This is a genomic window from Stenotrophomonas sp. SAM-B (genome assembly GCF_013387485.1).
Taxonomy (GTDB): Bacteria; Pseudomonadota; Gammaproteobacteria; order Xanthomonadales; family Xanthomonadaceae; genus Stenotrophomonas; species Stenotrophomonas maltophilia_AA.
Genome location: NZ_JABBXB010000002.1, coordinates 660,038 through 686,304, shown reverse-complemented (window position 1 = coordinate 686,304; position 26,267 = coordinate 660,038). Strand labels below are relative to the sequence as shown.

The 26,267-nt window shown below is 67.0% G+C and carries 27 protein-coding genes; all 27 read right to left on the bottom strand.

Annotated features, from left to right (window positions below; all coding sequences use genetic code 11):
- Nucleotides 1–10: 10 nt before the first annotated feature.
- Nucleotides 11–280 carry a flagellar biosynthetic protein FliQ gene (locus HH110_RS07285; RefSeq protein WP_019184809.1) on the bottom strand — a complete coding sequence of 90 codons (270 nt, stop codon included), beginning with the start codon at nt 278–280 and terminating at the stop codon, nt 11–13.
- Nucleotides 281–319: 39 nt separating this feature from the next.
- On the bottom strand, nt 320–1,102 hold the full coding sequence (gene fliP / locus HH110_RS07280) for a flagellar type III secretion system pore protein FliP (RefSeq protein ID WP_019184808.1): 783 nt from the start codon (nt 1,100–1,102) through the stop codon (nt 320–322).
- A gap of 2 nt (nt 1,103–1,104) precedes the next feature.
- Nucleotides 1,105–1,506 carry a flagellar biosynthetic protein FliO gene (fliO, locus tag HH110_RS07275; RefSeq protein WP_176989038.1) on the bottom strand — a complete coding sequence of 134 codons (402 nt, stop codon included), beginning with the start codon at nt 1,504–1,506 and terminating at the stop codon, nt 1,105–1,107.
- Complete coding sequence (gene fliN / locus HH110_RS07270) at nt 1,503–1,856, bottom strand: flagellar motor switch protein FliN (RefSeq protein ID WP_176989037.1); 354 nt, start codon at nt 1,854–1,856, stop codon at nt 1,503–1,505. The genes fliO and fliN overlap by 4 nt, the downstream gene beginning before the upstream one ends.
- Complete coding sequence (gene fliM / locus HH110_RS07265) at nt 1,853–2,860, bottom strand: flagellar motor switch protein FliM (protein ID WP_176989036.1); 1,008 nt, start codon at nt 2,858–2,860, stop codon at nt 1,853–1,855. The genes fliN and fliM overlap by 4 nt, the downstream gene beginning before the upstream one ends.
- A gap of 8 nt (nt 2,861–2,868) precedes the next feature.
- A complete protein-coding gene (fliL, locus tag HH110_RS07260; RefSeq protein ID WP_176989035.1) occupies nt 2,869–3,387 on the bottom strand; it encodes a flagellar basal body-associated FliL family protein in 519 nt (172 codons plus the stop codon).
- A 170-nt stretch (nt 3,388–3,557) separates the two neighbouring features.
- Nucleotides 3,558–4,718: a flagellar hook-length control protein FliK gene (locus HH110_RS07255; protein ID WP_176989153.1), complete on the bottom strand. Its 1,161-nt coding sequence runs from the start codon at nt 4,716–4,718 to the stop codon at nt 3,558–3,560.
- On the bottom strand, nt 4,718–5,176 hold the full coding sequence (gene fliJ, locus HH110_RS07250) for a flagellar export protein FliJ (protein WP_176989034.1): 459 nt from the start codon (nt 5,174–5,176) through the stop codon (nt 4,718–4,720). The genes HH110_RS07255 and fliJ overlap by 1 nt, the downstream gene beginning before the upstream one ends.
- A 3-nt stretch (nt 5,177–5,179) precedes the next feature.
- Complete coding sequence (locus HH110_RS07245) at nt 5,180–6,565, bottom strand: FliI/YscN family ATPase (protein ID WP_176989033.1); 1,386 nt, start codon at nt 6,563–6,565, stop codon at nt 5,180–5,182.
- Nucleotides 6,562–7,197, bottom strand: a complete 636-nt coding sequence (locus HH110_RS07240) for a FliH/SctL family protein (RefSeq protein ID WP_176989032.1) — start codon at nt 7,195–7,197, stop codon at nt 6,562–6,564. Before HH110_RS07240 ends, HH110_RS07245 begins: the two co-directional genes overlap by 4 nt.
- Complete coding sequence (fliG, locus tag HH110_RS07235) at nt 7,194–8,180, bottom strand: flagellar motor switch protein FliG (RefSeq protein ID WP_176989152.1); 987 nt, start codon at nt 8,178–8,180, stop codon at nt 7,194–7,196. Before fliG ends, HH110_RS07240 begins: the two co-directional genes overlap by 4 nt.
- 13 nt (nt 8,181–8,193) lie before the next feature.
- Nucleotides 8,194–9,834: a flagellar basal-body MS-ring/collar protein FliF gene (gene fliF / locus HH110_RS07230; RefSeq protein ID WP_176989031.1), complete on the bottom strand. Its 1,641-nt coding sequence runs from the start codon at nt 9,832–9,834 to the stop codon at nt 8,194–8,196.
- Between the two features lie 12 nt (nt 9,835–9,846).
- Nucleotides 9,847–10,209, bottom strand: a complete 363-nt coding sequence (gene fliE / locus HH110_RS07225) for a flagellar hook-basal body complex protein FliE (protein WP_176989030.1) — start codon at nt 10,207–10,209, stop codon at nt 9,847–9,849.
- 271 nt (nt 10,210–10,480) lie between these two features.
- Nucleotides 10,481–11,977, bottom strand: coding sequence for a sigma-54 dependent transcriptional regulator (locus HH110_RS07220; RefSeq protein WP_176989029.1), 1,497 nt, complete (start codon nt 11,975–11,977; stop codon nt 10,481–10,483).
- On the bottom strand, nt 11,974–12,351 hold the full coding sequence (locus tag HH110_RS07215; protein ID WP_026070040.1) for a response regulator transcription factor: 378 nt from the start codon (nt 12,349–12,351) through the stop codon (nt 11,974–11,976). Before HH110_RS07215 ends, HH110_RS07220 begins: the two co-directional genes overlap by 4 nt.
- Before the next feature lie 14 nt (nt 12,352–12,365).
- Entirely contained in the window at nt 12,366–13,778 is a 1,413-nt protein-coding gene (rpoN, locus tag HH110_RS07210; RefSeq protein WP_176989028.1) for an RNA polymerase factor sigma-54, read from the bottom strand.
- 263 nt (nt 13,779–14,041) lie between these two features.
- A complete protein-coding gene (locus HH110_RS07205; protein ID WP_121036749.1) occupies nt 14,042–14,674 on the bottom strand; it encodes a response regulator transcription factor in 633 nt (210 codons plus the stop codon).
- Between the two features lie 87 nt (nt 14,675–14,761).
- Nucleotides 14,762–15,343: a PilZ domain-containing protein gene (locus tag HH110_RS07200; RefSeq protein ID WP_176989027.1), complete on the bottom strand. Its 582-nt coding sequence runs from the start codon at nt 15,341–15,343 to the stop codon at nt 14,762–14,764.
- A complete protein-coding gene (locus HH110_RS07195) occupies nt 15,340–15,636 on the bottom strand; it encodes a hypothetical protein (protein ID WP_176989026.1) in 297 nt (98 codons plus the stop codon). Before HH110_RS07195 ends, HH110_RS07200 begins: the two co-directional genes overlap by 4 nt.
- A complete protein-coding gene (gene fliS / locus HH110_RS07190) occupies nt 15,633–16,049 on the bottom strand; it encodes a flagellar export chaperone FliS (RefSeq protein ID WP_176989025.1) in 417 nt (138 codons plus the stop codon). The genes HH110_RS07195 and fliS overlap by 4 nt, the downstream gene beginning before the upstream one ends.
- Before the next feature lie 128 nt (nt 16,050–16,177).
- Nucleotides 16,178–17,560, bottom strand: coding sequence for a flagellar filament capping protein FliD (fliD, locus tag HH110_RS07185; RefSeq protein ID WP_176989024.1), 1,383 nt, complete (start codon nt 17,558–17,560; stop codon nt 16,178–16,180).
- 454 nt (nt 17,561–18,014) lie between these two features.
- Nucleotides 18,015–19,172 (bottom strand): flagellin, encoded by a 1,158-nt coding sequence (locus HH110_RS07180; protein WP_176989023.1) that lies wholly within the window; start codon nt 19,170–19,172, stop codon nt 18,015–18,017.
- Between the two features lie 79 nt (nt 19,173–19,251).
- Nucleotides 19,252–20,430, bottom strand: coding sequence for a flagellin (locus HH110_RS07175; protein ID WP_176989022.1), 1,179 nt, complete (start codon nt 20,428–20,430; stop codon nt 19,252–19,254).
- Between the two features lie 81 nt (nt 20,431–20,511).
- Entirely contained in the window at nt 20,512–21,705 is a 1,194-nt protein-coding gene (locus HH110_RS07170) for a flagellin (RefSeq protein WP_176989021.1), read from the bottom strand.
- 72 nt (nt 21,706–21,777) lie between these two features.
- Complete coding sequence (locus HH110_RS07165) at nt 21,778–22,944, bottom strand: flagellin (protein WP_176989020.1); 1,167 nt, start codon at nt 22,942–22,944, stop codon at nt 21,778–21,780.
- Nucleotides 22,945–23,186: 242 nt separating this feature from the next.
- A complete protein-coding gene (gene flgL / locus HH110_RS07160; protein ID WP_176989019.1) occupies nt 23,187–24,389 on the bottom strand; it encodes a flagellar hook-associated protein FlgL in 1,203 nt (400 codons plus the stop codon).
- Nucleotides 24,386–26,266, bottom strand: a complete 1,881-nt coding sequence (gene flgK / locus HH110_RS07155) for a flagellar hook-associated protein FlgK (protein WP_176989018.1) — start codon at nt 26,264–26,266, stop codon at nt 24,386–24,388. Before flgK ends, flgL begins: the two co-directional genes overlap by 4 nt.
- Between the last annotated feature and the right edge of the window lies 1 nt (nt 26,267).

Here is a 26,267-nt window from a genome sequence, read left to right as displayed (position 1 = left end):
GCGGCGGGCCTCAGCCGATCAGGTGGGGAATGCGCTGGAACAGCAGCGTGGTGTATTCGACCAGGTGGCCGATCAACAGGCTGCCCAGCGCGAACAGCACCACGGTCAGGGCGGCCGCCTTGGCCACGAAGGCAATGGTGGGTTCGTTGAGCTGGGTCGCGGCCTGGACCACGCCGACCACCACGCCGACGATCAGCACAGTGAGCAGCAGCGGGCCGGCGACCCACAGCACGGTGATCAGGCCACCACGCAGTTCGGTCAGGGCAAGTTCGGGCGTCATGTCAGTCTCGGGTCCGTATCGATCAACAGGGCGGGGCGGTCAGACCGCATTGAAGCTGGCGGCCAAGGTGCCCACCACCAGGACCCAGCCATCCACCAACACGAACAGCAGGATCTTGAAGGGTGCGGAGACCAGCATCGGCGAGAGCATCATCATGCCCATCGACATCAGCACGCTGGCCACGACCAGATCGATGATCACGAATGGAATGAAGATCAGGAAGCCGATTTCGAAGGCGGTCTTCAGCTCGCTGGTGACGAACGAGGCGACCAGGATCGGGAACGGGATGGCATCCGGGCTGGAGTAGGTGCCATGCCCGGCCATGCCGGCGAAGGTCATCAGGTCCGTCTCGCGGATCTGGGCCAGCATGAAGGCGCGCAGCGGCTGGGTGGTCAGCGTCCAGGCGGTCTGGAAATCGATCTCGCCGTTGAGGTAGGGCGCCATGCCGCTGCCCCACGCCTTCTGCCAGACCGGCAGCATCACCATCGCGGTCAGGAACAGGGCCAGGCCGAGCAGCACCTGGTTGGACGGTGTCTGGCCGGTGCCCAGCGCCTGGCGCAGCAGGCCGAGCACGATGATGATGCGGGTGAAGGCGGTCAGCACCAGCAGCATCGACGGGATCAGGGTGATCGCCGTCATCAGCAGCAGTGTCTGCAGCGGCAGGCTGACCGGCTGGCCGCCGATCTTGCCGACATTCACGTCCGGCAGCGCCGGTACGCCCGGCACGCCGGGCGCAGCCCAGGCCAGGGCCGGCAGCGCGCACAGCAGGGCGGTCAGCAACAGCGGCAGGTAACGGGTCCAGGAGGTACGGGGGCCACGCATGATCAGGATTCCTTGCGCAGCCGCTGTTGCAGCAGCTGGGCGAAATTCGGGAGGTGTTTGAAATCGGGAAGGCGCGCCGGCGGCGGGGTCGGCAGCGGTTCGGGCAGCTGATGCAGCGTGTTGATGCCGCCGGCGGTGACACCCAGCAGCAGTTGGGTGCCATTGACCTCGACCACCACCACGCGCTCCTTGGCACCGACGGTCAGGCTGGCGACCACGCGCAGGCCTTCGGCCGGGCGGAAGCCGCTGCCGGGCATGCGCTTGAGCAGCCAGCCGAGGCCGACGATCAGTGCCAGCACGCCCAGCAACGCCAGCACCGCACCGAACATGCCCGGTGCGGCGGCGGCATGCTGGCCGACCTTGACCGTCGAGGCGCCGGCCGCGATCAGCAGCCCGGCACTCAACGCAGTCTCCGGATCCGTTCGCTCGGGCTGACCACGTCGGTCAGGCGCACGCCGAAGCGGTCGTTGATCACCACCACCTCGCCATGGGCGATCAGGGTGCCGTTGACGAACACGTCCAGCGATTCGCCGGCACCGCGTTCCAGTTCCACCACCGAACCCTGGTTGAGCTGCAGCAGGTTGCGGATCGGCAGGCGGGCGCGGCCGACTTCCAGCGACAGGGTCACCGGTACATCCAGGATCACATCCAGGTTCAGCTCGGGACCGAGGTTCTCATCGGACTGCAGCGTGGTGAACTGCGCTGGCGTCGGTTCCACCGGGGACAGCGGTTCGTTGGATTCGATATCGTTCATTTCGAGACTTCCTGGAGTACGGGAACGCGTGGGCGGGTGCCCGGGGGATGGGTGGCGGTGATCTTGACGGCGTTGCACCCGTTGGCGATGCCGAACTCGCCGGTGAACACCGGGATGTTCTCCACGCACAACGGGACCTGCGCCGGCATGTCGATCGACAGGATGTCGCCGACCTTGAGGCCGGTCAGTTCACGCAGGGTCATGCGCTTGCTGGCCAGTACGCTGGAGAGCGTGACTTCGGCGATGTTGAGCTGTTCGCGCAGCATCACGCCCCAGCTCGCGTCGCGGTCGTTGCGATCGCTCTGGATGCCGGCATCGAGCAGCTCGCGGATCGGCTCGAGCATCGAGTAGGGCAGGGTGACGTGGATGTCGCCGCCACCGCCGTCGAGTTCGACGTGCAGGCGGCAGACCACCACGTACTCGCGCGGCGTCACGATGTTGGCGAAGTGCGGGTTGATCTCGGAGTTGATGTACTCCAGCTCCACGTCCATCACCGGCGCCCAGGCTTCCTGCAGGTCGGCGAAGGTCTGCTTGAGCAGCAGGTGGATGACGCGCATTTCGGTGGCGGTGAACTCGCGGCCTTCGATGCGGGTCGGGTAGCGCCCATCACCGCCGAAGAAGTTGTCCACGATCGCGAACACCAGCGTCGGCTCGAACACGATCAGCCCGGTGCCGCGCAGCGGCTTGAAGCGGATCAGGTTGAGATTGGTCGGCACGTACAGCGAATGCATGTAGTCGTTGAACTTGATCAGCTCGATGCCACGCACGGAGAGTTCGGCCGAGCGCCGGATCAGGTTGAACAGGCCGATGCGCCACAGGCGCGCGAAGCGCTCGTTGACCATTTCCAGGGTCGGCATGCGACCGCGGATGATGCGGTCCTGGCTGGCGAAATCGTACGAGCGCGCCTCGCCGGGCGTGGGCGCATCGATGTCGGTCTCGACCGCACCGGAGTCCACGCCATGCAGCAGGGCATCGATCTCGTCCTGGGAAAGCAGGTCATTCATGGTCGCCCTTACTGGGTCACGAAACTGGTGAACAGCAATTCGTCGGCACCGGGCTTGCCGGTCTCGGCCTTGAGCAGCTTCTGTACTTCGGCCAGGGAACTGGCCTGCAGGCGCTCTTTGCCGGCGCGGTCGGCGATGTCGGTCGGTTCGACCTGCGAGAACAGCATCAGCAGCTTGGCGCGGATGGCCGGCGCATGCAGCTTGATCGCTTCCATCGCGGCCGGGTCTCGGCTCATCAGCTGCACTTCGACCTGCAGGTAGCGCGGGCCGTCGAAGCTGCTGTTGAGGTTGACCACGAACGGTGGTTCCAGGCCGAAGTACTGCGCCGGGGCAGGCACGGCGGATTTGCTGGTGGCCGGCTTGGCGGCCTTGTCGTCGTGCTTGGACTGGGTGAAGTACCAGACGCCGCCACCGGCGGCGCCGGCGGCGAGCACCGCGACCAGGGCGGTGACCAGGAGCGGACTGCGCGGCTTGGCGGTCTTGTCCTTGTCGGCGGATTTCTTGGTTTTATCGGCGGCTGCGGCCACGGGGGAAGCTCCAGAGGATTGCTTCCTGCCTACATGCAAAGCGCGTGCCTGAATGCTGGAGATGGCGTGCGTCGGGTTTCTGGCGGCGGTGGGCACGCAACACAGGGGTGGACGTTTGCCTCGCCGGAACCAAGGGCAGCCACGCCATGCGTGGCTGCACCGCTACGCGATCACGCGTAGGCGTCGACCAGGCCGCGCTGGCGGATCAACTGGGACGGGGACAGGGTGGTGTCGGCCAGCGCCGGTTCTCCGTCGTCGCCGGTCAGGCCGCCGCTGCCATCGCCACGTCCGCCGTCGGGTGAGGTCTGCTGCTGGCCCACGTCGGCATTGCCGAGCTGGAAGCCCTGTTCGCCGAGCAGCTCACGCAGGCGCGGCAGGCTGCTTTCCAGCGCGTGACGCACATCGGCGTGGGCGCTGGTGAAGGTGGCATGTACCTTGTCGCCGTCCAGCTGCAGCCGCACTTCGATGGGCCCCAGGTCGTTCGGGGTGATCTTGATATGCGCGTGGCCGATCTTCTGGTCCGCCAGCCAACCGACGCGTGCCCCGACGGCATCGTCAAAGTCTTCACCGCCCAGATGCGGGGTGGCGGTTGGGGAGCCGGTGAACAGGCTGGCGACCACCGGCTTGGCCTCGGTCATGCCCTGCAGCGCATGAAGCAACGGACTGGCGGGGGCATCGGGCCCGTCGTTGGTGGCCGCGTTCAAGGCGTCCGTGAAGGTCTTCAGCAGCAGGGCATCGTCGGCCGGCGCGGCCTCGGCGGCCAAGCCGGGCAGTGCGATGCTGCCGTCGGTGGACGGCGCGGCGGCCAGCGCTGGCGGGGTGGCGTTCGCATCCGGGGCGGCAGTCGCCAGGGCCGGCAGCGCCGCATTGGCGCCGGCGGCGGTACCGGCCGCCACAGGCGTGACCGGCGTGGGCGCCGGCACCGGCACCGGCAGCCCGTTCAATGCCAGCCCGGCCAGTCCCAGCGGCGGCCAGGCGGCTTCGGTGTCGTCGGCCGGTTCGGCGGCCGGCTTCTCCGGCGTGGCCGGTGTTTTGCCCGTGGCATCCGTGGCGGCGACCAGATCGTCCGCCTTCTTGGCGCCGGGCTTGGCGGGGCGCGTGGTTGCGTCCTTGTCCTGGCCGGGCGGAGTGGTGGTGTTGGTGCTCTTGGCCGCATCGCGGCTGCTGCCCGACCTGCGTGGCGTGTCGTTGCGCGGTGCCTCATTGCCCGGCTTGAGCAGCGCGTCAAAGTCCCGACGGTCGGTGCCGCTGGCGCTGTCCGCGCGGGGGCTGGCCGAGGTGCCGCCCGTATTCTGTGCGGATGCGGCGCCGCCGAGCAGGGCGGGGGGCATCACGGGGTGCCTCCGTTCTCGCTGTCTTCGCGCTGCGCCTGGCGCGAGCGCCGGGCCCCGAGGTCGTCCATCTCGCGCTGGTCGCGGCGGTCGGTGACCACCTTTTCCTGCGCGCGGTAACTGGCGGCCAGCTGTTCCAGCACCTGCTTGTCGCGGCTGGCCAGCAACAGGCGGGCGCGCTCCGCATCGACCTTCTCGCGGTTGTTGTCCACGGTCTGCCGCTGCTGGGCGACCGCGCTGTCCAGGCGATCCAGGAACGCGCGGCGGTTCATCAGCTGAGCCGGGCTGGTGGCCGACATCTGTGCGCCGGCGTACTCCTCGGCGTAGCGGTGCAGCTCATCCAGGCGCGACACATGCGTGTCGAGCGCGCGCTGGCGCTCGGCCAGGTCGCGGGCGACCTCGTCTTCGTGGTCCTGGGCTCGTTTCAGCAAGGGGTCGAAGCGCTTGGATTGGATCATGGCTTAAGTCTCTGGTTCCACCAGCCGCTTGAGGGCGGCTTGACTGTGCGGCAGGTCGGCGGCTTTGCCGACGTCCTGGCCGAGGAATTCAACAATGTCCGACCAGCGCTCCAGCGCCTCGTCGGTCGCCGGGTCGTTGCCGCGCTGGTAGGCACCGATCGCGATCAGGTCGCGGTTGGACGAGTACGCCGAGACCAGCCGTTTGAGCTTGCGGATGCGCAGGCGCCACGGTTCGTCGGCGATTTCCGTGACCACGCGGCTGACCGAGGATTCCACGTCGATGGCCGGGTACAGGCCGCTGTCGGCGACGCGGCGCGAGAGCAGGATGTGGCCGTCGAGAATGGCGCGTGCGGCATCGGCGATCGGATCCTGCGGATCGTCGCCTTCGGTCAGCACGGTGTAGAAGGCGGTGATCGAGCCGCGGCCCTTCGCGCCATTGCCGGCGCGTTCGACCAGCGCAGGCAGCTTGGCGAACACCGACGGCGGATAGCCGCGGGTGGTCGGCGGCTCGCCGACCGACAGACCGATTTCACGCTGGGCCTGCGCGAAGCGGGTCAACGAGTCCATCAGCAGCAGGACGTTCAAGCCCTGGTCGCGGAACCACTCGGCGATCGCGGTGGCGCGGTAGGCGCCGTGCAGGCGGGCCAGCGGCGGGCGGTCGGCCGGGCTGGCCACCACCACCGCGCGGCGCAGGCCTTCTTCACCGAGGGTGCTTTCCACGAAATCACGCACTTCGCGGCCACGTTCACCGATCAGGCCGACCACGATGACGTCGGCGGCGGTGTAGCGGGTCATCATGCCCAGCAGCGTCGATTTACCCACGCCGGAGCCGGCGAACAGACCGACACGCTGGCCACGACCGATCGGAAGCAGTGCGTTGATCGCGCGCACGCCGACGTCCAGCGGCTGGGTGATCGGCTCGCGCGCCAGCGGATTGATCGATACGCCGGCCATGCCGACTGTGCCTTCGGCGCGGATCGGGCCCTTGCCATCCAGCGGCACGCCGTCGCTGTCGATCACGCGGCCGAGCAGGCCTTCACCGACCTCCACGCCACCGCGGCCCAGCGAAGGCACAACCCGCGCATTGGGCAGCAGGCCATGCAGTTCCGCGCTGGGCATCAGGTAAGTACGTTCACCGGCGAAGCCGACCACTTCGGCATCGACCCAGCCCCCATCGGCCACTTCGACCTTGCAGCTGGCGCCCATCGGGGCTTCGCAGCCGACCGCTTCCAGCGTCAGGCCGACCGCACGGCGCAGCACGCCTTCGCGGATCAGGCCACGGCCATGGGCGGTGTCTGGACGGATATTGTCCAGCCGCGAGGCCAGCCGCAGGTTGCGTGCGGCGGTCCAGTCGGCGGGCGGGGGCAGGGGCAGGGGCTCGGTATTCATGGGGTGGTTCCGGCTTTGCGGATGACCGCATCCAGGGCGCCGCGCAGGCGTGCATCCAGCGTGCCGTCGATGCGCACGGCTTCGGCGTGCACGCGCAGGTCGCCGCGGCTCAGGCTCAGATCCGGCGTCAGGCGCTGGTTCGGGGCCAGGTTGAGCACCGGGGCCAGTGCGGCGATGTCGTCGGGGTGCAGACGGACTTCCACGTCGCGGCTTGCACCGCCCACGGCGTCCAGGGCCTCGTTGACCAGCTGTGCCAGCAGCTCCGGTTCGGCTTCGTAGGCACGGCCGACCAGGTTGCCGGCCACGCGCACCGCCAGCTCGCCGAGCGCGGCGACCACTTCATTCTCCAGCCGCACCAGCGGCCGGCTGAAGTTGTCGAGGATGCCTTCGATCTGCGCGATCAGGCGGCGCACTTCGGCCTGGCCCTGGGCCAGCCCCTCGGCGTGGCCCTGGTCGAAGCCGTCTTTCTCGGCGTTGTCCTGGATCGCCTGGATTTCCTCCAGGGTCGGCAGCTGCAGCAACGGCTCCGGCTCGAACTCCAGATCCGGTTCGGTGAGTTCGAACTGTTCTTCCGGTGGCGGCTCGGGCACCGCCAGCAGGTCCGGGGCAAGCCAGCGCACGGCGTTGTTCACAGCATCGCCTCCGCGTTGCCACCAATGGTGACGGTGCCTTCATCGGCCATGCGCTTGACGATCGCCAGGATCTCGCGCTGCGCCACTTCCACGTCGGACAGGCGCACCGGGCCACGGGCTTCCATGTCTTCCAGCAGGATTTCAGCTGCACGCTGGGACATGTTGCGGGTGATCTTGTCGCGCACCTTGATGTCGGCACCGCGCAGGGCCAGGCCGAGGCGTTCGCCGCTGACTTCGCGCAGCACCAGCTGCAGTTCGCGATCGTCCAGGTCGACCAGATCGTCGAACACGAACATCAGGTCCTGGATGCGGCCACTGAGCGGGGCGTCGATGCGCGCGATCTCGCCCAGGATCGCCTGGTCCTGGCCGCTGTCCATGAAGTTCAGGATGTTGGCCGCGCACTGCACGCCACCGATATTGGACGACTTCAGGTTCTGGTTGCCGGCGAACTGGCGCTCCATGATCTCGTTGAGTTCATTGAGTGCGTTCGGCGGGATGCCATCCAGGGTCGCGATGCGCAGCAGCACGTCCACCCGGGTGCGCTCGGGCAGCAGCTTGAGCGCATCGGCGGCCTGGTCGGTTTCCAGGTGGGCCATCACGATGGCGATGATCTGCGGGTGCTCGTTGCGGACGAGATCGGCGACGGCGCGCGGATCCATCCACTTCAGTGCATCCAGGCCGGTGGTGTTGCGGCCGAGCAGGATGCGGTCGATCAGGCTGCCGGCCTTTTCGGTACCTAAGGCCTGCACCAGCATGTTGCGGATGTAATCGTCCGAACCGACGCCCAGCGAGGTCTTGGAGCCCAGCTCGCTGCCGAACTGGTCCATGACCCGCTCGACCTGCTCGCGGGTGATGTCGGTCATGGTCGCCATGGCGATGCCGATCTTCTGCACCTCCTTGGGTTCCATGTGGCGCAGCACTTCGGCCGCGTCCAGTTCGCCCAGCGAAAGCAGCAGCACGGCGGCGCGCTGCACGCCGGTCAGCGGGGGAGGTGCATCAATCATTGGCCACCCAGCCCTTGACCACCTGGGCCACGCGCTTGGAATCGGTCTTTACAGCTTCACGCGCCATGCGCAGTCGTTCCTCGTAAGAGTCCACCGGCAACGCCAGGGGTTCATGTCCCGCCGCGTGCAGGCGTTCGCTGCCGATCGCAGGCAGGCCCTCGCCATCGTCGACCAGCTGCACATCGGCACTGTGGGGTTCAAGTTCGTCGTCTTTCGGCTTGGTCTGGCCGGTGATCGAGCGCAGCGCCGGGCGCAGCACGCCGAACACCAGGGCCAGCACCACGATCGCGCCAAGCAGCAGACGCAGTGCGTCCTGTACCTGCGGCAGCTCCCACCACTTCGGCCCTTCGACCGGGGTGACCTCACGCACGAACGGGGCATTCATCACCGAGACCGTATCGCCACGCTCGGCATCGAAACCAACCGCCTGCTTGACCAGCGCCTCGACGCGGGTCAGCTCAGCAGCCGAGAGCGCCTGGTCGGCCATCTTGCCGTTGGCCCCGGCGCGCGGCACGTTGTCCACCAGCACCGCCACGGAGACGCGCTTGATGCGGCCGGCCGGCTGGCGGGTGTGCTGCAGGGTGCGGTCCAGCTCGTAGTTGCGGGTGGCGTTCTTCGAGGTTTCGGTCGGTGCCTGGGCGGTGGCCGGGGCGGCCGCTGGGCCGGGCGGGGTATTGCTGGCCGCACCGGGCACGCCCTGTGGGCCGGGCACGTTGCTGCTGTTCTCGCTCATCTGCTCGCTGCGCAGTTTCTGCGGCTCGCCGTTGTAGAGCTCACGGGCTTCTTCGATCACCGAGAAGTCCATGTCCACGCTGACTTCCGGATTGACGCGGCCGGGGCCGGTCATCGGTTCGAGCAGCTCGCGGATGCGCTGGTTGAACGAGGTTTCCTGGCGGCGGACCTGCTCGAACTGCGCGGCATTCATGGCCGCATCGCTGTTCGGGTCGGAGACGCTGAGCATGCGCCCGCTCTGGTCGACCACGGTCACCCGCTCGGGGGCAAGGTCCGGAATGCTGGCCGCGACCATGTGCACGATCGCATCGATCTGGCCGCGCTCGAGCTGCTGCCCGCCGCGCAGTTCCAGTACCACCGAGGCACTGGCCACGTCACGCTGGCGGGTGAAGGCGCTGGGCTTGGGGATGGCCAGGTGCACGCGCGAATCGCGGACCGGGCGCAGCGTGTTGATGGTGCGCGACAGCTCGGTTTCCAGCGAATGCTGGTAGCGGGCGTTCTCCATGAACTGGCTGACGCCGAAGCCCGGATCGCGCTCCATCAGTTCAAAGCCGAGGCGGCCGCTGTCGGTCAGCCCGGAGCCGGCCAGCTTGAGGCGGGCATCGTGCAGGTTCTTCTCCGGCACGGTGATGCCGCCGGTGGCGGGGTCGAGCTGGAACGGAATCTGCGCCGCGCGCAACAGGTCGGTGGCCTCGGCCGTGGCCTTCTGGTCCAGCCCGGTGTACAGCGGCACCATGCCCGGCTTCTGCGACCAGAAGAACACGAACAGCCCTGCCGCCACGGCCACGGCGATCATCGCCATCAGGCCGAGCCGACGGGTGATCTGCAGGCTTTGCAGCCGGTCGAACCACTGTCCAGCCTTTTCGGTGTTCAGCGATTCTTTGGAGAGCGACAGGGCCATGCGTTTCTATCCTTACAGCGGCATGTTCATCACGTCCTGGTAAGCCTGGACGAGACGGTTACGGACTTCCACGGTGGCGCGGAAGGCGATCTGGGACTGCTGCGAGGCGACCATCACTTTGGCCAGGTCCGCACCGGGTTCACCCAGTTCGAAGGACTTGGCCAGCGCGCCGGATTTCTGTTGCGCATCGTTGACGCCGGCGATGGCGCCACGCAGGGTTTCGGTGAAGCTGGGGCCCTGGATCTCCTGGGGGGCCACCAGGCCCTGGATGGCATTGCTGCGCGGCAGCTCCGTCAGCGGACTGACGGCGGGCTGCCCCATCTGGGTCTGGAAGGTGCGGATCTGAGAAAGGATCGAGGTGACGGAGTGCGACATCTGGAACGTTCCGAAGCAGGGGTGGGTTACGGGTGAATACGTTGCAAGTGCCGTGCCGAAACCGATGAGCGATTCAGTTTCGTAAGGGGGGCGGGGGTTTGCGTATTCAGCCGTCCCTGTGCATAGGGCGGGCGCGGTGCGACGGCATGCGCCAGCGGCAGTGTGTTGCGCTGGCGTGCCGGAGAGTCGACGCCGGAAAACCGGCGGAGGGTGGGGTCAAAAAAAAAGCCCGGGACGTGCCCGGGCTTCTGCTTTCCAGCTGCCAATCCGCTCAGCCGGCCAGTTCGGTCTGGTCGCGCTCGATGCCGTACTTGCGCAGCTTTTCCACCAGCGTGGTGCGGCGCAGGCCGAGCAGCTGGGCGGCGTGGGCGACGACGCCCTGGGTGCGTTCCAGCGCTTCGTTGATCAGGTTCAATTCGATGCTGGCCATGTGGTTGCGCAGGTCCATGCCGTCGTCCGGCAGCGCCGGCGCGCGGGCAGCCGGGCCGCTGCCGTTGTCAGCTGCCGTGGTGCCCTGGGCACCCGGGGTGTGGAACGAAAAGCTGCGCAGGTCCAGGCGCTCGTCGGCCGCCGCCGCCGGTACGGCCGCCACGACCGGGGCCGGGACGGCGAAATCGCCGCGGTAGCGCGCCGGCAGATCCTGCACCCGCACGTTGCCGCTGGGGTGCAGCACGGCCAGGCGCTCGACCAGGTTGGTCAGCTCGCGCACATTGCCCGGCCATTCGTAGGTGGCCAGCGCCTGCAGCGCTTCGCCGGTGAAGCGCACTTCGCCGCGCCCGGTACGGGCCAGCTGGCCGGCAATGGTGGTGACCAGCGCGGGCAGGTCTTCGCTGCGCTCGCGCAGGGCCGGCACGTCGATCGGGAACACGTTGAGCCGGTAGAACAGATCTTCGCGGAACTTGCCGTCGGCGATGCGCGATTCCAGATCGCGATGGGTGGCGGCGATCACGCGTACGTTGCAGCGGATGGTCTGGTTGCCGCCGACCCGCTCGAAGCTGCGCTCCTGGAGCACGCGCAGCAGCTTGACCTGCATCGGCAGGCTCATGTCGCCGATTTCGTCCAGCAGCAGGGTGCCGCCTTCCGCCATTTCGAAACGGCCCTTACGGGCGCTCAGCGCGCCGGTGAAGGCGCCCTTTTCGTGGCCGAACAGTTCGCTTTCCAGCAGGTCGGCCGGGATCGCGCCGCAGTTGATCGCCACGAACGGACCGTCGCGGCGCGGCGAACGCTGGTGGATCGAGCGCGAGACCACTTCCTTGCCGGTCCCCGATTCGCCCAGCACCAGCACGGTGGTGTCGAACGCGGCGACCTGCTCGATCATGCGGCGCAGCTGGGTGACGGCCGGGCCCTCGCCGGTCGGCCCCTGGTCCTGCACGGCGCCGGCCTGGTGCTCGGCATCCAGGCGCTTGAGGCTGGCGCGGCGCAGCAGGCCTTCCATCTGCGCGTGGCGCAGCGGGGCTTCCAGCGGCCACACATTGGCTTCGTGCAGCCCGTACTGCCGGGCGAAAGCGGTGGTGTCGCCATCGATCAGCATCACCGGCGGCGGCAGTGCGCCTTTGCCCAGCCAGGCGAACAGCGCGTCGCTGCGCTCGGAGCCGTCCAGGCCGCCGATGATCGCGGCCATCCAGTCGTTCGGGCGATGGCGGGTGATGTCGAAATCGTTCGCGTCGGCCACCCAGCGCGGGTTGAAGTCCATGAACTCCAGCAGGGCGACGGTGCGCTCGGCGCGGACCGCGTCGTTGTCCACGACCAGGATGCGTGATTCGCTCATGATCCGTTCCCCTTCAGGCCTTCCAGGATCGGCATCACTTCCTGGATGTAGGACAGCTTGCTGACGAAGTTGTCGGCCCCGGCGCGCAGGGCGTGCTCGCGGTGTTCGGCGTCATCGAAGTGGCTGGCGATGACGATGTAGGGTGCGTCGTCCTGCGATTTGATCAGGCGGGTCGCCTGCAGGCCGCCCATCTCCGGCATGGCGAGGTCCATCAGCACCACCTTCGGGCGCAGCGACTCGGAGCGTTCGATCGCTTCCAGGCCATTGGCGGCGCTGCCGATCACATCGAGCCAGTCGACCTTGCGGAAGTGGCGCATGGCGGCGTTGATGAAACCTTCGTGGTCGTCGACCAGCAGGACGGTGAGCTTGTTCATGTCTTCCATTTCCTTCAGCCCACCCGGGCCAGGAGGTGCGGGGTGCTGGCATGGCTGCGGCGGCGTTCGCGCGCCGGGGCGATGTCCAGTTGTTCGCGGTATTTTGCAACGGTACGGCGGGCGATGTTCACCCCTTGGCGCGAGAGCAGGCCGGCGATGGCTTCATCGGCCAGCGGGCGCGCGGCCGGCTCGGACTCGATCAGGCGACGCACCATGGCCTTGACGGCCTGGCCGGAGACGCTGGCGCCTTCCAGACGGACCGCGAAGAAATGCTTCAGTTCCAGCGTCCCGCGCGGGGTCTGCAGGTACTTGCCGGTGGTGATGCGCGAGACGGTGGACTCGTGCATGCCGATTTCGTCGGCCACTTCCTTCAGCGTGAGCGGCGCCATGGCTTCTTCGCCACGGGTCAGGAAGCCGGACTGGCGCTCGATGATCACCCGCGCGGTGCGCAGCAGGGTGTCATAGCGCATCGACAGGCCACGGGTCAGCCAGCGCGCTTCCTGCAGCATGTCGCGCAGCGGCTGGGCCGCTTCGGTGGTCTCGGCCAGGGCCTGTTCGTAGTGCGGGTTGATGCTGAGGCGGCGGCTGGTGGCCGGATTGAGCGCCACGCGCCACTGGCCATCGGCGTGCCAGGCCACCACGTCCGGGATGACCACGCCGTTGCTGTCCGGCAGCAGGCTTTCGCCCGGGCGCGGCTGCAGCGACAGGATCAGGCGGACCGCTTCATGGATATCGGCGACTTCGGCATCCAGTTGCCGGGCCAGGGCCGGGTAATCGTGTGCGGCCAGTGCGGCCAGGCCGTGATCGAGCACGCGCTGGGCCAGATGGCGGGCGGGGACCCGGCCGGGCAGGGCGCGCAGCTGGACGCTCAGGCATTCATGCAGGTCCTGCGCGGCCAGGCCGACCGGGTCGCCGTGCAGGATCTGCTGGCGGACCGCTTCCACGCCCGCGGCATCGACATCGCAGCGGGCGCTGGCCAGCAGGGTCAGCTGGGCGAGCGGGGCATCCAGATAGCCGGCGTCATCGCAGTGCTCCAGCCAGAAACCGGCCACGGCCAGTTCGCGGGCATCCAGCTCCATCGCCAGGCGCTGCAGGGCGCGCAGCTGCGGGTCGGAGGATTCGCCCGCTGCCACGCGCTGCATGCGGTCATCGTCGCCATCCTGCCAGCCGGCGCCGGCGACGTCCCACATGGTGCTCTCGGGCAGTTCGTCGAAGGCGGCCACGTCCTGGCCGGTCGTGGCTTCGGCGGTCTCGGCCGCTACCGGCTCCGGCGCTTCCTCGAGCTCGAGCAGCGGGTTGCTGTCCAGTGCACGGCGGATTTCCAGTTCCAGCTGCATCCCGTCAAGCTGCAACAGGCGGATGGACTGCAGAAGCTGCGGCGTGAGGTGAAGCTGCTGACCCATCTGGGTCGACATGGAGGCTTTCAAGGTGGTTCCCCGTTCGCACCGACTCCCCGGTGCGTTATGGAACACATCTTGCTTCTGTTCCCGTACGCCGGGAATCAGGGGGTTCCTGAGTCGGGTCGTCAAATGCCTGACAGTGTGTGGGGAAAACCCCTACACCAGCGCGGTATTTTGACGTTGCTGGACGGCCGGGCCTTGCACTGTGGTCGCCGGCACCGCCGGCCGGGCTTCAATAATCCGTCACCGATCGGCCGGCTGCCCGCTGTGTGCCGGAGAACCGGCGCACTTCACTCCAGCTCGTGCTGGTGGCGGGCGGCGAGCAGCACCAGATCATTGGCGCGGCGGCAGCCCAGCGATTCCATCATGCGGGCGCGGTGGGTCTCCACCGTCTTGACGCTGATGCCGAGGTCGGCGGCGATTTCCTTGTTGCTTTCGCCCTTGCCGATCTGGCGCAGGATCTCGCGCTGGCGCGGCGACAGGGCCGCCACGCCGACCGGTTTTTCCCTGCCCAGCATGGGCGCCAGCATCTTGGCCGAGATCTGCGGGCTCAGGAACACCTGCCCGGCATGGGCGGCACGCAGCGCCAGTTCCAGCTCCTGCGGGGCAGCATCCTTGACCACGAAGCCGACCGCACCCCGGTCGAGCGCATCGCGGACGTGCACGGCATCGTCGTGCATCGTCATCATCACCACGCGCGAGCCGGGCGTACGCAGCAGGATGTCGCTCAGGGCTTCCAGGCCGGTGCGGCCGGGCAGGGACAGGTCCATCAGCACCACGTCCGGGGAATGCTGCACGCTCAGTTGCAGCGCCTGCTCGGCGTTGCTGGCCTCGGCGATGACCTCGACGTCGGCAAAGCCCTGCAGCAGGCGGCTGAGGCCGGCACGGACCAGGGTGTGATCATCGACGATGAGAACGCGCACAGGCTGCTAGGGAAGCGGGGAGGTCGTCACCTTAACGGAGTGAAGGCCTACCGCCAAGCCGATTGGGTCACAGTCGGGAGCGTATGGTCAGCGCAGACGACGTGCTTCGGCGATCTGGCGGCGGTGCAGGCGGAACAGATGACGTTCCAGCGCCATCTCCAGCGCGTCGCTGAGCCCTTCGAAGCGCAGCCAGAGATAGTGGGCGCCCGAGCCGTTGGCGGCTTCGGCGACGATGACCACCGGCAGGTCGATATGGTCGGGCAGCCAGTCGCAGGGCTGCAGGCGGATCACGCCCATGCTCCCCGGGGTGGCGCCGCTGCGCGTGCCCTGTTCCAGGCGGATGCCGCGGCGCGACCAGCGCAGCGGACGCAGGGGCAGGTCCTGGGTTGTCTGGCGCACCAGCCGGCCCAGCAGCACCATGACCAGATCCAGCTTGGCCTCCAGGCGCTGTACCTGCAGCGTCGCATCGCTGCGGTCGTCATGGCCGTCGTCGCCGCGCGCGTCTTCGACCAGGGCCACGCTGCGCAGCAGGGTCTCGGCGGTCCCGGGGCGGATCACCGCGCTGCCGATGCGGAACTCGGCCGGCAGCGCCAGTTCGCAGCTCAGCGTCTCATCGAACAGCTCGCTTTCGGCCGGGTGATGGATGGCGCTGGTGCGAAGGTCGGTCATGACAGGGATTCTGCGGTCAGGTACGCCTGGGCGGCGCGAAGGGACTGGTGGCCGTTGTGGATGTGGCGGCTGGCGTCTTCGCGCTGACGCATCATGAACAGCATGATGCGCTGCTGGCGCGCCTGCAGCGAGGACAGGCCCGGCACATCGAACAGGGCCGACGGGCCGGCCAGGTAGTCCTGTTGGGCAGCATCGAGGGCATCCAGCTGCAACCCGGCCTCGTCGAAATTCTCGTCGTGCAGCGCGGTTTCCAGTGCATCGAGCCGGGCGTTCAGCGCGCCGAGCGAACTCACGGGGCGGCCTGCGCAGTCTGGCGCTGCTGCTGGGGGATGGCATTCCACGCGGCGTCGATCTCGCCGAGCAGCTCGAGGGCTTCGGTCAACGCGGCCGGATCGTTGTGCAGGTTGGCTTCGGTCAGCCGGTGCATCACGTAGTCGTACAGCGAGGACAGATTGCCCGCGATTTCGCCGCCGGCCTCATGGTCCAGCGAGCCGTTGAGATGGCCGACGATCGCACAGACCTCGCCGATCGCCTTGCCTTTGCGCGCCTGGTCGCCACGTTCCATGCAGGCCAGCGCGAGACGAAGGCGTTCGCAGGCACCGGCCAGCAGCAGCGCCACCAGCTTGTGCGGGTCGGCATCGGTAACCGAACTCTGCACGCCGACCTTGCGGTACTGCTCGGTGAATTGACGGTTGGAACCGTACATCAATCATGTCTCCTTCATGCGGGGCCGCGAGGTTCGCGACATCGTCGGCACCGGGTGGAGCCTGCGGGGTGTCCTGCCAGTGATATCGGCAGCGGGCCAGTTCAACTTGAGTCCGCTGCCGCGATCGATCAGCCGCTGAGCTGCGAGAGCTGCGAGGTGAGGCTGGTCATGGTCTGGCTCATCTTGCTCATCAGCGCGTCGAGCGCGAGGAACTGCTTTTTGTAACGCTCGGACACGCCTTCCATGCGCACATCCAGCGCCTTGCGGCGCTTGTCGATGTCGGTCAGCGTGGTGTTGAGGCTCGTGGTGCGCGAGACGAACGCGCCTTCCTTGCCCACGGTGGTGCTGACATAGCCGTCGACCATGGCAAACAGCTTGGCCGCTGCACCGTCATCGCCGGTGAAGGCTTCGCGTACCGCGCCACCCTGATTGACCAGGGCCGCGTCGAACTTGGCGGTATCCAGCACCAGGCTGCCATCGGCGTTGGGATAGGCGCGGGTCTGCAGGCCGATCTTCTTGGGGTCCAGGCCGGCGGCCGAGAGATCCTTGAGGATGCCGCCCATCATGCTGCGCAGCTGGCTGGAAGCGCCGCGCATCTGGGCATCGCCGGTCAGCGAGGACGGTTCCTTGTTCTCGATGTCGTACTTGGTCGCGGTGTTGATCGCCGCGATGGCGCCGTTGTAGGCGGTGACGAAGTCCTGCATCACCTTGCGCGCGGCGGCGACGTCGGTACTGATGGTGACGGTGCTTTCGCCTTCCTTCTTCAGGTTCAGGGTGAGGCCGGGCACCACGTCAGTGACGGTGTTTTCGCTGCTGGTGATTGCCACGCCGTCGATGGTCAGCTTGGCGTCTGCGGCCGGCGTACGCTCCTTCAGACTGGCAGCGAGGTCGGCCAGCTTGGTATTGCCTGGTGCGGCAGTCAGCGTGATGGCGTTGGCGGCGCCCGACTTCTCCTGCGAGAGGGACAGAATCTGGTTATCGCCAGACGCGATGAGCGTGGCCTGTACGCCCGAGGCGCGGCCGGCTTTCTCGATCTTCGTCCGGATCGAGCTGAGCGTGTCGTCGGCTTCGACGTTGATGTTCAGCGTCTTCTGCTTATCGCCGACGCCAACGGTGAGCGTCAGGGTTCCGGCGCCGAACGTGTCTGTTTTCGGTATCTCGGTGTTTGAGATCAGCTTGTGTGCGGTAGCCAGCTTTTCCACGTTGACAAGGTGGGTGCCCGCCGCCGCAGAATTCGTCCCGCTGACCGTCAAGATCTCGTCGGTGCCGGGCTTGCTGGCCGTGAACGTGCGGGCATCGAAGGCCGTATTCGCCTTCAGCGCCTTCAGCGCCGTGTTCAGGGTGTCGAACGCGGATTTGACCGTGCCGATCGCCGAGAGCTGCATCTTGGCCTTGGACTGCTGCAGGTTCAGTGCGTTGTCCGCCGGCTTGCGATCGGCTGCCACCAGGCTGCTGACCATGCCGGAAATATCCAGTCCTGAACCGATGCCGCCGTAACCGAAGTCCGCCACGTTGTATCTCCTGTTTGTTGCCACTGCAGTGAAGTCGCAGGGCGATGCCATCAACGAAAGTAGCGGCCGTAGCCGCCGGGTCTTTAGAACCACGTTGATGCACGAGTTGTGCCAGCCAGGGCGGGGGCGGGTTTGGCACGCCGGTTGCAGGAGCCCTGGGGCAGGGGCGGCGATGCGCGCCCTTGATAGGTGGTCTGTAAAAAACCCTCCTCCAATGCAGAGGAGGGGTCAGGCTACTGAAAAGCGGGGGGAGACGAAGCCACCCGGGGTGTTCAGTCAAACAAACAGCGCTGATAACAGTTCTGCCGCAGGGGCGGGCCATGGCCACGATGATGTGGCGACCGGGAGAGAGTCCGGTCCCATGGCCATGGCCCGTTCCTGCGCGTGCTTTGCGATGCCTCGGGTTGCCCGCGCCGCCGGCCGAAGCCGGCGGCGGGGACGATGCAGCCGTGGATCAGCGCAGCAGGCTGAGCACGTTCTGCGGCACCTGGTTGGCCTGGGCCAGCATGGCCGTACCGGCCTGCTGCAGGATCTGGGTGCGGGTCAGCTCTGCGGTTTCCTTGGCGAAATCGGTATCGCGGATGCGGCTGCGCGAGGCCGACAGGTTCTCCGTGGAGGTCTGCAGGTTGGCCACAACCGAGGTGAAGCGGTTCTGGACAGCGCCGAGGTCGGCGCGCGTGTTGTTGATCGAGCTCAGGGCGTTGTCGACCAGCGACAGGGCCTTCTGCGCACCCGTCACCGTCGAGACATCCAGATTCGCGACGTTGGCGGTGGTCACAGCAGCGTCGGCCGTGTGATCGAAGCCTGCCGGGCCGGTGATGGTGATGTCGGCATCGGTCATTGCAATGCCATCCTTCACCTGGGTGACCACGATCTCGCCGGCGTCATTCAACTCCGCAAGCACACCGGTCTCGCCGAGCTTGGAGTTGATGGCAGTAACCGCGGCCTTGTTCTGATCGGCGACGGTCGCACCGCTCTTCAGTTCGATCTTGTCGAGGTTGACGGTGGTCGAGCCGACCTTGATGGTGCCGGACAACGTCGCATCGGCGGTCAGATCAGCATCCGCGGTGGCGACCTTGCCGGTAGCGAACGTGGAGGTGCCGAGCTTGGCAGTCGTGGCATCCACGATCTTGTCGATGGCGATCGCCTGGCCGGCGTTGGCGCCCACCTGGAACAGCTGGCTGGAGAACGAACCGTCCAGCAGCTTGGTGCCGTTGAAGTCGGACTGCTTGGCGACGCGGTCGATTTCGCTGACCAGCTGGGTCACTTCGGCCTGCAGGGCCTTGCGGTCGCTGGCGGAGTTGGTCGCGTTGGACGACTGCACGGCCAGTTCACGGACGCGCTGCAGGTTGTTGCCGATTTCGGTCAGCGAACCTTCGGCGACCTGGGCCAGCGAGATGCCGTCGTTGGCATTGCGGATGGCCACGTCGGTGCCGCGGATCTGGGTGCCGAAGCGCTCGGAGATCGCCAGGCCAGCCGCGTCGTCCTTGGCGCTGTTGATGCGCGAACCGGACGACAGGCGCTGGATGGTGGTGGCCAGCGAGCTGCCGGAGGTGCTCAGGTTGCGCTGAGCATTCAACGACATCGTGTTGGTGTTGATGACTTGTGCCATGGGGTTTCCTTCAGGCGTACGTGGAGCGTGTTGCGGTGGAAGCGGCGCCGGTTGCCCGGCGCCTTCGGATCAAACGGGATCAGCGCAGCAGGCTGAGCACGTTCTGCGGCACCTGGTTGGCCTGGGCCAGCATGGCCGTACCGGCCTGCTGCAGGATCTGGGTGCGGGTCAGCTCTGCGGTTTCCTTGGCGAAGTCGGTATCGCGGATGCGGCTGCGCGATGCGGACAGGTTCTCCGTGGAGGTCTGCAGGTTGGCCACAACCGAGGTGAAGCGGTTCTGGATGGCGCCGAGGTCGGCGCGGGTGTTGTTGATCGAACCCAGCGCCTTGTCGACGATCTCCAGCGCCTGCTGTGCGCCCAGCACCGAGCTGACATCCAGCTTCTGTGCGTTGGCATCGGTGGCGGTACCGGCGGTGTACGCGCTGGTGGCCGCAGCGGCGCTCCAGTCGGTGGTCGCCGCCTGGTAGTTGCTGCGGGTCAGGGCGATGTCTGCGGCAACGACAGCCTTGCCTTCCTTGACCGACGACAGCTTCAGCGTGCCGTCGGTGTTGGCTTCGGCGTAGATGCCGGCTTCGCCGATCTTGCCGTTGATCGCGGTGGCGATCGCCTTGGCGGCGTCACCGACGGTGGCGCCATTCTTGACCTCGACCGTGCCGATATCCACGCCCATCACCTTGCCGCCGAAGCGCACGTCGGTGGCGACCGCGGCAACGGCAGCCGTGGCGCCGGTGGCGAAGGTGCTGGTGCCCAGGGACTCGACGCGGGCATCCACGACCTTGTCGATGGCGATCGCCTGGCCGGCGTTCGCGCCGACCTGGAACAGCTGGCTGGAGAACGAACCGTCCAGCAGCTTGGTGCCGTTGAAGTCAGACTGCTTGGCGACGCGGTCGATTTCGCTGACCAGCTGAGTGACTTCGGCCTGCAGGGCCTTGCGGTCGCTGGCGGAGTTGGTCGCGTTGGACGCCTGCACGGCCAGTTCACGGACGCGCTGCAGGTTGTTGCCGATTTCGGTCAGCGAACCTTCGGCGACCTGGGCCAGCGAGATGCCGTCGTTGGCATTGCGGATGGCCACGTCGGTACCGCGGATCTGGGTGCCGAAGCGCTCGGAGATCGCCAGGCCAGCCGCGTCGTCCTTGGCGCTGTTGATGCGCGAACCGGACGACAGGCGCTGGATGGTGGTGGCCAACGAACTGCCGGAGGTGCTCAGGTTGCGCTGAGCATTCAACGACATCGTGTTGGTGTTGATGACTTGTGCCATGGGAGTTCCTTCAGGCGTGGGTGGAACACGGGACGTCGGGGTCGACGCCGGTCAGACCGGCGCCGACGCGGCAGGCGTGGATCAGCGCAGCAGGCTGAGCACGTTCTGCGGCACCTGGTTGGCCTGGGCCAGCATGGCCGTACCGGCCTGCTGCAGGATCTGGGTGCGGGTCAGTTCTGCGGTTTCCTTGGCGAAGTCGGTATCGCGGATGCGGCTGCGCGATGCGGACAGGTTCTCCGTGGAGGTCTGCAGGTTGGCCACGACCGAGGTGAAGCGGTTCTGGATGGCACCGAGGTCGGCGCGGGTGTTGTTGATCGAACCCAGCGCCTTGTCGACGATTTCCAGTGCCTGCTGTGCACCCTTGACGGTGCTGACATCCAGGTCGCTGGCATACTCGTTGGCCGGTGCGGCGGTGGCCAGGGTGGCGGTGAAGGTCGGCGCTGCCGCACCACCGGTCCAGGTGCCCGGGGTCGCGGTGATCGCCTTGAAGGTGCCGTCGGTGTTGACGCTGTCCTTGACCGAGGTCAGGGTGACGCCGGCGGTGCCGTTGACTTCGGCGTAGACGCCGGTTTCACCGATCTTGGCGTTGATCGCGCTGACCAGCGCTTCACGCGAGGCCTTGCCGGTAGCGGCGGCATCAGCGCCCTGCTTGACGTCGACATTGGCGATGTCTACGCCGTTGATCTTCATGCCGCTGGTCTTGAAGTCGGCATTCGTGCCCGGATCGAGCAGCGCCAGCGAGTTGCTGTCGAACTTCGCGCCGCCCAGCGCGTTGGCCTTGGCATCCACGACCTTGTCGATGGCGATCGCCTGGCCGGCGTTGGCACCGACCTGGAACAGCTGGCTGGAGAACGAACCGTCCAGCAGCTTGGTGCCGTTGAAGTCGGACTGCTTGGCCACGCGGTCGATTTCGCTGACCAGCTGCGTCACTTCGGCCTGCAGGGCCTTGCGGTCGCTGGCCGAGTTGGTGGCGTTGGACGCCTGCACGGCCAGTTCACGGACGCGCTGCAGGTTGTTGCCGATTTCGGTCAGCGAACCTTCGGCGACCTGGGCCAGCGAGATGCCGTCGTTGGCATTGCGGATGGCCACGTCGGTGCCGCGGATCTGGGTGCCGAAGCGCTCGGAGATCGCCAGGCCAGCCGCGTCGTCCTTGGCGCTGTTGATGCGCGAACCGGACGACAGGCGCTGGATGGTGGTGGCCAGGGAGCTGCCGCTGGTGCTCAGGTTACGCTGAGCATTCAACGACATCGTATTGGTGTTGATGACTTGTGCCATGGGAAGAGGTCCTTGAGCGGTTGCACGTGAGTTGGGTTAGACGCTCATGACGTGCTTCAGGAGCGGCTCATGTCAGCGCTGCAACAGGCTGAGCACGTTCTGCGGCACCTGGTTGGCCTGGGCCAGCATGGCCGTACCGGCCTGCTGCAGGATCTGGGTGCGGGTCAGCTCTGCGGTTTCCTTGGCGAAGTCGGTGTCGCGGATGCGGCTGCGCGAAGCGGACAGGTTTTCCGAGGAGGTCTGCAGATTGGCGACGACGGAGGTGAAGCGGTTCTGGATGGCGCCGAGGTCGGCGCGCACGCTGTTGACCGATTCCAGTGCCTTGTCGACGATTTCCAGGGCCTTCTGTGCGCCGACGTAGGACGAGACGTCCAGGTCCTGCACGAAGCTGGAGGTCGCGGTGGCGGCAACCGAGCTGGGCGCGGCGGCGGTGGAATCGGCCAGGCCGAGCTGGGCGGCGCCGTCGATGACCAGGTCGCGGTCGGCCTGGACCGAGGTCAGCTTCAGGCGGTGGGTGTCCGGGGTGCCGGCGGTGGTGACCACTTCGGCATAGACACCGGCTTCGCCGATCTTGCTGTTGATCTGGGCGGCGGCGGAGGCGGCAAACTCGGCGGTGGTCTTGCCGGTGATGGTGCCGATGGCCGCGCCGTTGATGGTCACCCCGGCCAGGTCGGTGATGGTGCCGACGTCGGCGGTGCTGTCGACCGGTGCGGCAAACTTGGCGTTGCCCAGCGAGCTGGCCTTGGCATCGACGACATTGTTGATGGCGATGGCCTGGCCGGCATTGGCGCCGACCTGGAACAGCTGGCTGGTGAAGCTGCCGTCCAGCAGCTTGGTGCCGTTGAAGTCGGACTGCTTGGCGACGCGGTCGATTTCGCTGACCAGCTGGGTGACTTCGGCCTGCAGGGCCTTGCGGTCGCTGGCGGAGTTGGTCGCGTTGGACGCCTGCACGGCCAGTTCGCGGACGCGCTGCAGGTTGTTGCCGATTTCGCTCAGGGAGCCTTCGGCGACCTGGGCCAGCGAGATGCCGTCGTTGGCATTGCGGATCGCGACATCGGTGCCGCGGATCTGGGTGCCGAAGCGCTCGCTGATGGCCAGGCCGGCGGCGTCGTCTTTCGCGCTGTTGATGCGCAGGCCCGACGACAGGCGCTGGATGGTGGTAGCGAGCGAGTTGCCGCTGGTGCTCAGGTTGCGCTGAGCGTTGAGCGACATCGTATTGGTGTTGATTACCTGTGCCATGGGTCGTCTCCCTTAATGGAATCCCGGTGGTGAATGGAACGAAGCGCCGCCGTTTTTTTGTTTTTGGCTGTGTGCTTCGCTGTTGCCAAATCAATAACGGCGCTTTGTCAACAACCTTTAGGCAGAGATTCAAGCGGATTTGCGGGGAAGGCGGAGGCGGGCCGATTTCACGCCCCAGAACGAAAAAGGCCGCGATGCTCAATGCATCGCGGCCTTCAGGCCAACCCAGGGTGTAGGAGCGGTCAGCGGATCATGTTGAACAGCGACATGGACTGCATCTGCGAGAACAGGGTCTGCGCCGCCTGCAGGGCGGTCTTCTCCAGCTGGTACTGGCTCAGTGCGTCCGCGTAGTCCAGGTCGCGCATCTGCGAGAGCGTGGTCTTGAGCGTGACGACGTTCGATTCGCGCATGTCGGACGCGTTGTCCAGCGCCTTGAGCTGGGCACCGCCGGCGGCGCGTGAGTCGATCATGCGCTCCGAGGCACGGGCCACGTCGCGCAGGCCGCTCTGCAGCAGGTTCTGCTGGGCCGCCTGCTGGGCGGGGGTGCCGGTATCCATCTTCAGTGCGCCGATCAGTGAATCCAGCGTGCCGAAGATGTCGCGGCTGGCGGCCGGGCTGACCTCGAAGGTGTCACCCGCCGCCGGCGCACCGTCGATATGCAGGCGCACGCCGTTGACCACCACGTCGTCGCCGGCCTTCAGAGTGCCGCTGGACACCACGTTGCCGCCGGCATCCAGCAAATCGTAGGCATCGGCGGCGGTGAAGCGCACGCTGAAGCCTTCGCCGTTCCAGCTGCCATCGCCGTCGCGGGTGACGTTGGTCAGCACGCCCTTGCCGGTATTGCCGACGCCCGCCTTGCCGTCCACATGCCCGTCGCCGGTGACGATGCGCATGAAAATCTCGCTGCCGGGCAGGGCATCCTGCACGTAGGTGTCCGGGCCGACTTCGACCTGGCGCTGGTTCTGGTCGCCGTTGTAGACGACGCGACCATCGACCTGGCTGAACGGCGGGCTGCCATCATCCGTACCACCGAACAGATAGCGGCCGGTGCCGTCGGTACTGTTGGCGACCGCGAGCAGATTGCCGCGGATCGCCTCGATTTCCGTGACCAGGGACTGCTTGTCGGCCGCGGCCAGCCCGGGGTTGTTGGCGTAGATGGTCAGCTCGGTGATGCGGCCCATCATGTCGCCGACCTGGGCCAGCGCGTTTTCCTGCAGGCCGAGCCGGTTCTGCACGTTGCCGGCATTGAGCTGCATGCGGTCCAGCGAGGCCAGGGTACGGTCCAAGCCGACCGCGCTGCCGGCCGAGACCGGATCGTCCTTGGCCGACACGATCTTGCTGCCGGTGGCGATCTGGCGCTCGAGGTGGCTCATCTTCGCCTGCGAGGCAAGCATCAGGGACACCGACTGATTGAACATCATGCCGGTGGAAATGCGGTTGTTCATCGCGAGACGGCTCCGAGGATGGTCTGGAACATGTTGTCGGCCGTGGAGATCAGCTGCGAGGCGGCCTGGTAGGCCTGCTGCAGGCGGAGCATGTCCGAGGCCTCTTCATCCAGGTTCACGCCGGAGATCGAGTCGCGTGCGGCCTGGGCCTGGTCGGTGATCACCTGCTGTGCCTGCAGGGAATACTCCGCGGAACGGGCGGCCGCACCGACCTGGGTGGTCAGGCCGCCCAGCGCGCCACTGAGTGTGACCGTGCCGTCATTGAAAGTCTTGGCCTGCTCGACCTTGGCCAGCAGCAGGGCGTTGCTGTTGTCCGAGGAGCCGGCCGGGGTCGGCCCGATGTTGAAGGTGTCGCCCAGCTTGGGCGCGCCATCGAGGACGAAGCTCCAGCCGTTCGCGGTGATGGTCTGGCCGGCGGTGTAGGTGTTCGGGCCGACCCCGTTGATGGTGTATTCGGTGGCGCTGGTGAACACGATCGCCGCCGGATTGCGCAGCGCGGCGTTGTCGGGATCGGTCACCTTGACGCCGGTCAGCTTGCCGCTGCCGGTGTTGGCCATCGCGGCGGTGCCCTTGATCGGTGCGGCGGCGGCGATGCGGGAGGTGTCGGTGATCGCCACCTCCATGCCGCCGGCCACGCCTGCGGTGGGCTGCAGCAGGAAGCGGTCATCCTTGGCCGGCGTGCCGCTCATGACGAGCGAGACGCCATTGAGGACCAGCGGGTCGGCCGCGGTGCCGCTGCCGGTCATCGGAATGCTGGCGCCGGTGTCGGCGCGCGTGGCCTGCCACTGGGTGCCATCGAACTTCATCACGATGTTCTGGCCGTCCAGCTTGGACAGATCACCGAAGCTGGCGCTCATGCTGGCCGTGCCGGTGTTGGCGCTGTTGGCGGTGATGCGCGGGTTGCCGATGGTGAAGAAGTCACCGCCCATGTTGCCGTACAGATCCGCGCCCTGGCGGTGGACATCGTTGAAGCTGCTGGCCATGCCGATCGCCAGCTTGCCCAGCTCGGCCTGGGCCGGGGTCAGCACCGTGTCGCGGAACTCCAGCAGGCCGCCGATCTGGCCGCCGAGCGTCTTGCCCTCGATGGTGATCTTCTGGCCCTGGCTTTCCAGCGCCAGCTGCAGCCGCTCGGGCTGGTAGGGGTCGGTCACGGTGGTGACCTTGGAGGCCGTCGTGCCGACCACCAGCGCCTGCCCACCGGCGGTGTAGACGTTCATCAGCCCGCCGTCCTGCATCACCGCGGTGCCGCCGGTGTAGCCGACGAGATTGGCGATCAGCTGGTCGCGGCGGTCGAGCAGGTCCGGTGCGGCGGTCGCCGCATTGCCCCCGATCGCGCCGTTGAGCTGGGCGATTTCCTGGGCCAGCCGGTTGATCTCGGTGGCACCGGCGATCAGGCCGTTGTTGACCTCGCCGTTGAGGTTGTTGAGCTGGGTATTGAGCTGCTGGAAGCGGTTGGCCAGGGTCTTGCCGCTGTCCAGCATGTTCTGCCGGTCGGCGCTGCCGGAGGCATTGGAGGAGAGCCCGCTGACCGAATCGAAGAAGTTCGACCAGACGCCGGCGACGTTGGTGGCTTTGTCCGAGAACATCGCATCGACACGGTCGGCCATGGTGGAGAGCTGCTTCAGGCGCGCCAGTTCGCCGCTGCCATCGAGCAGCCGCGAGATCGCCAGCTGATCGGCGACGCGGCGGACATCGGTGATGCGGGTGCCATTGCCCACGTCGCCGTACCCGTAGTTCTGCGGGTCGGCCGTGGCGAAGTCCACCTTCTGCCGGCTGTAGCCCGGCGTTTTGATGTTGGCGACGTTATGGCTGGTGGTCGCCAGCGCCCGCTGGAAGGCGAGCAGGGCGCTGGTGCCGGTGGAGAGTACGCTGGACATG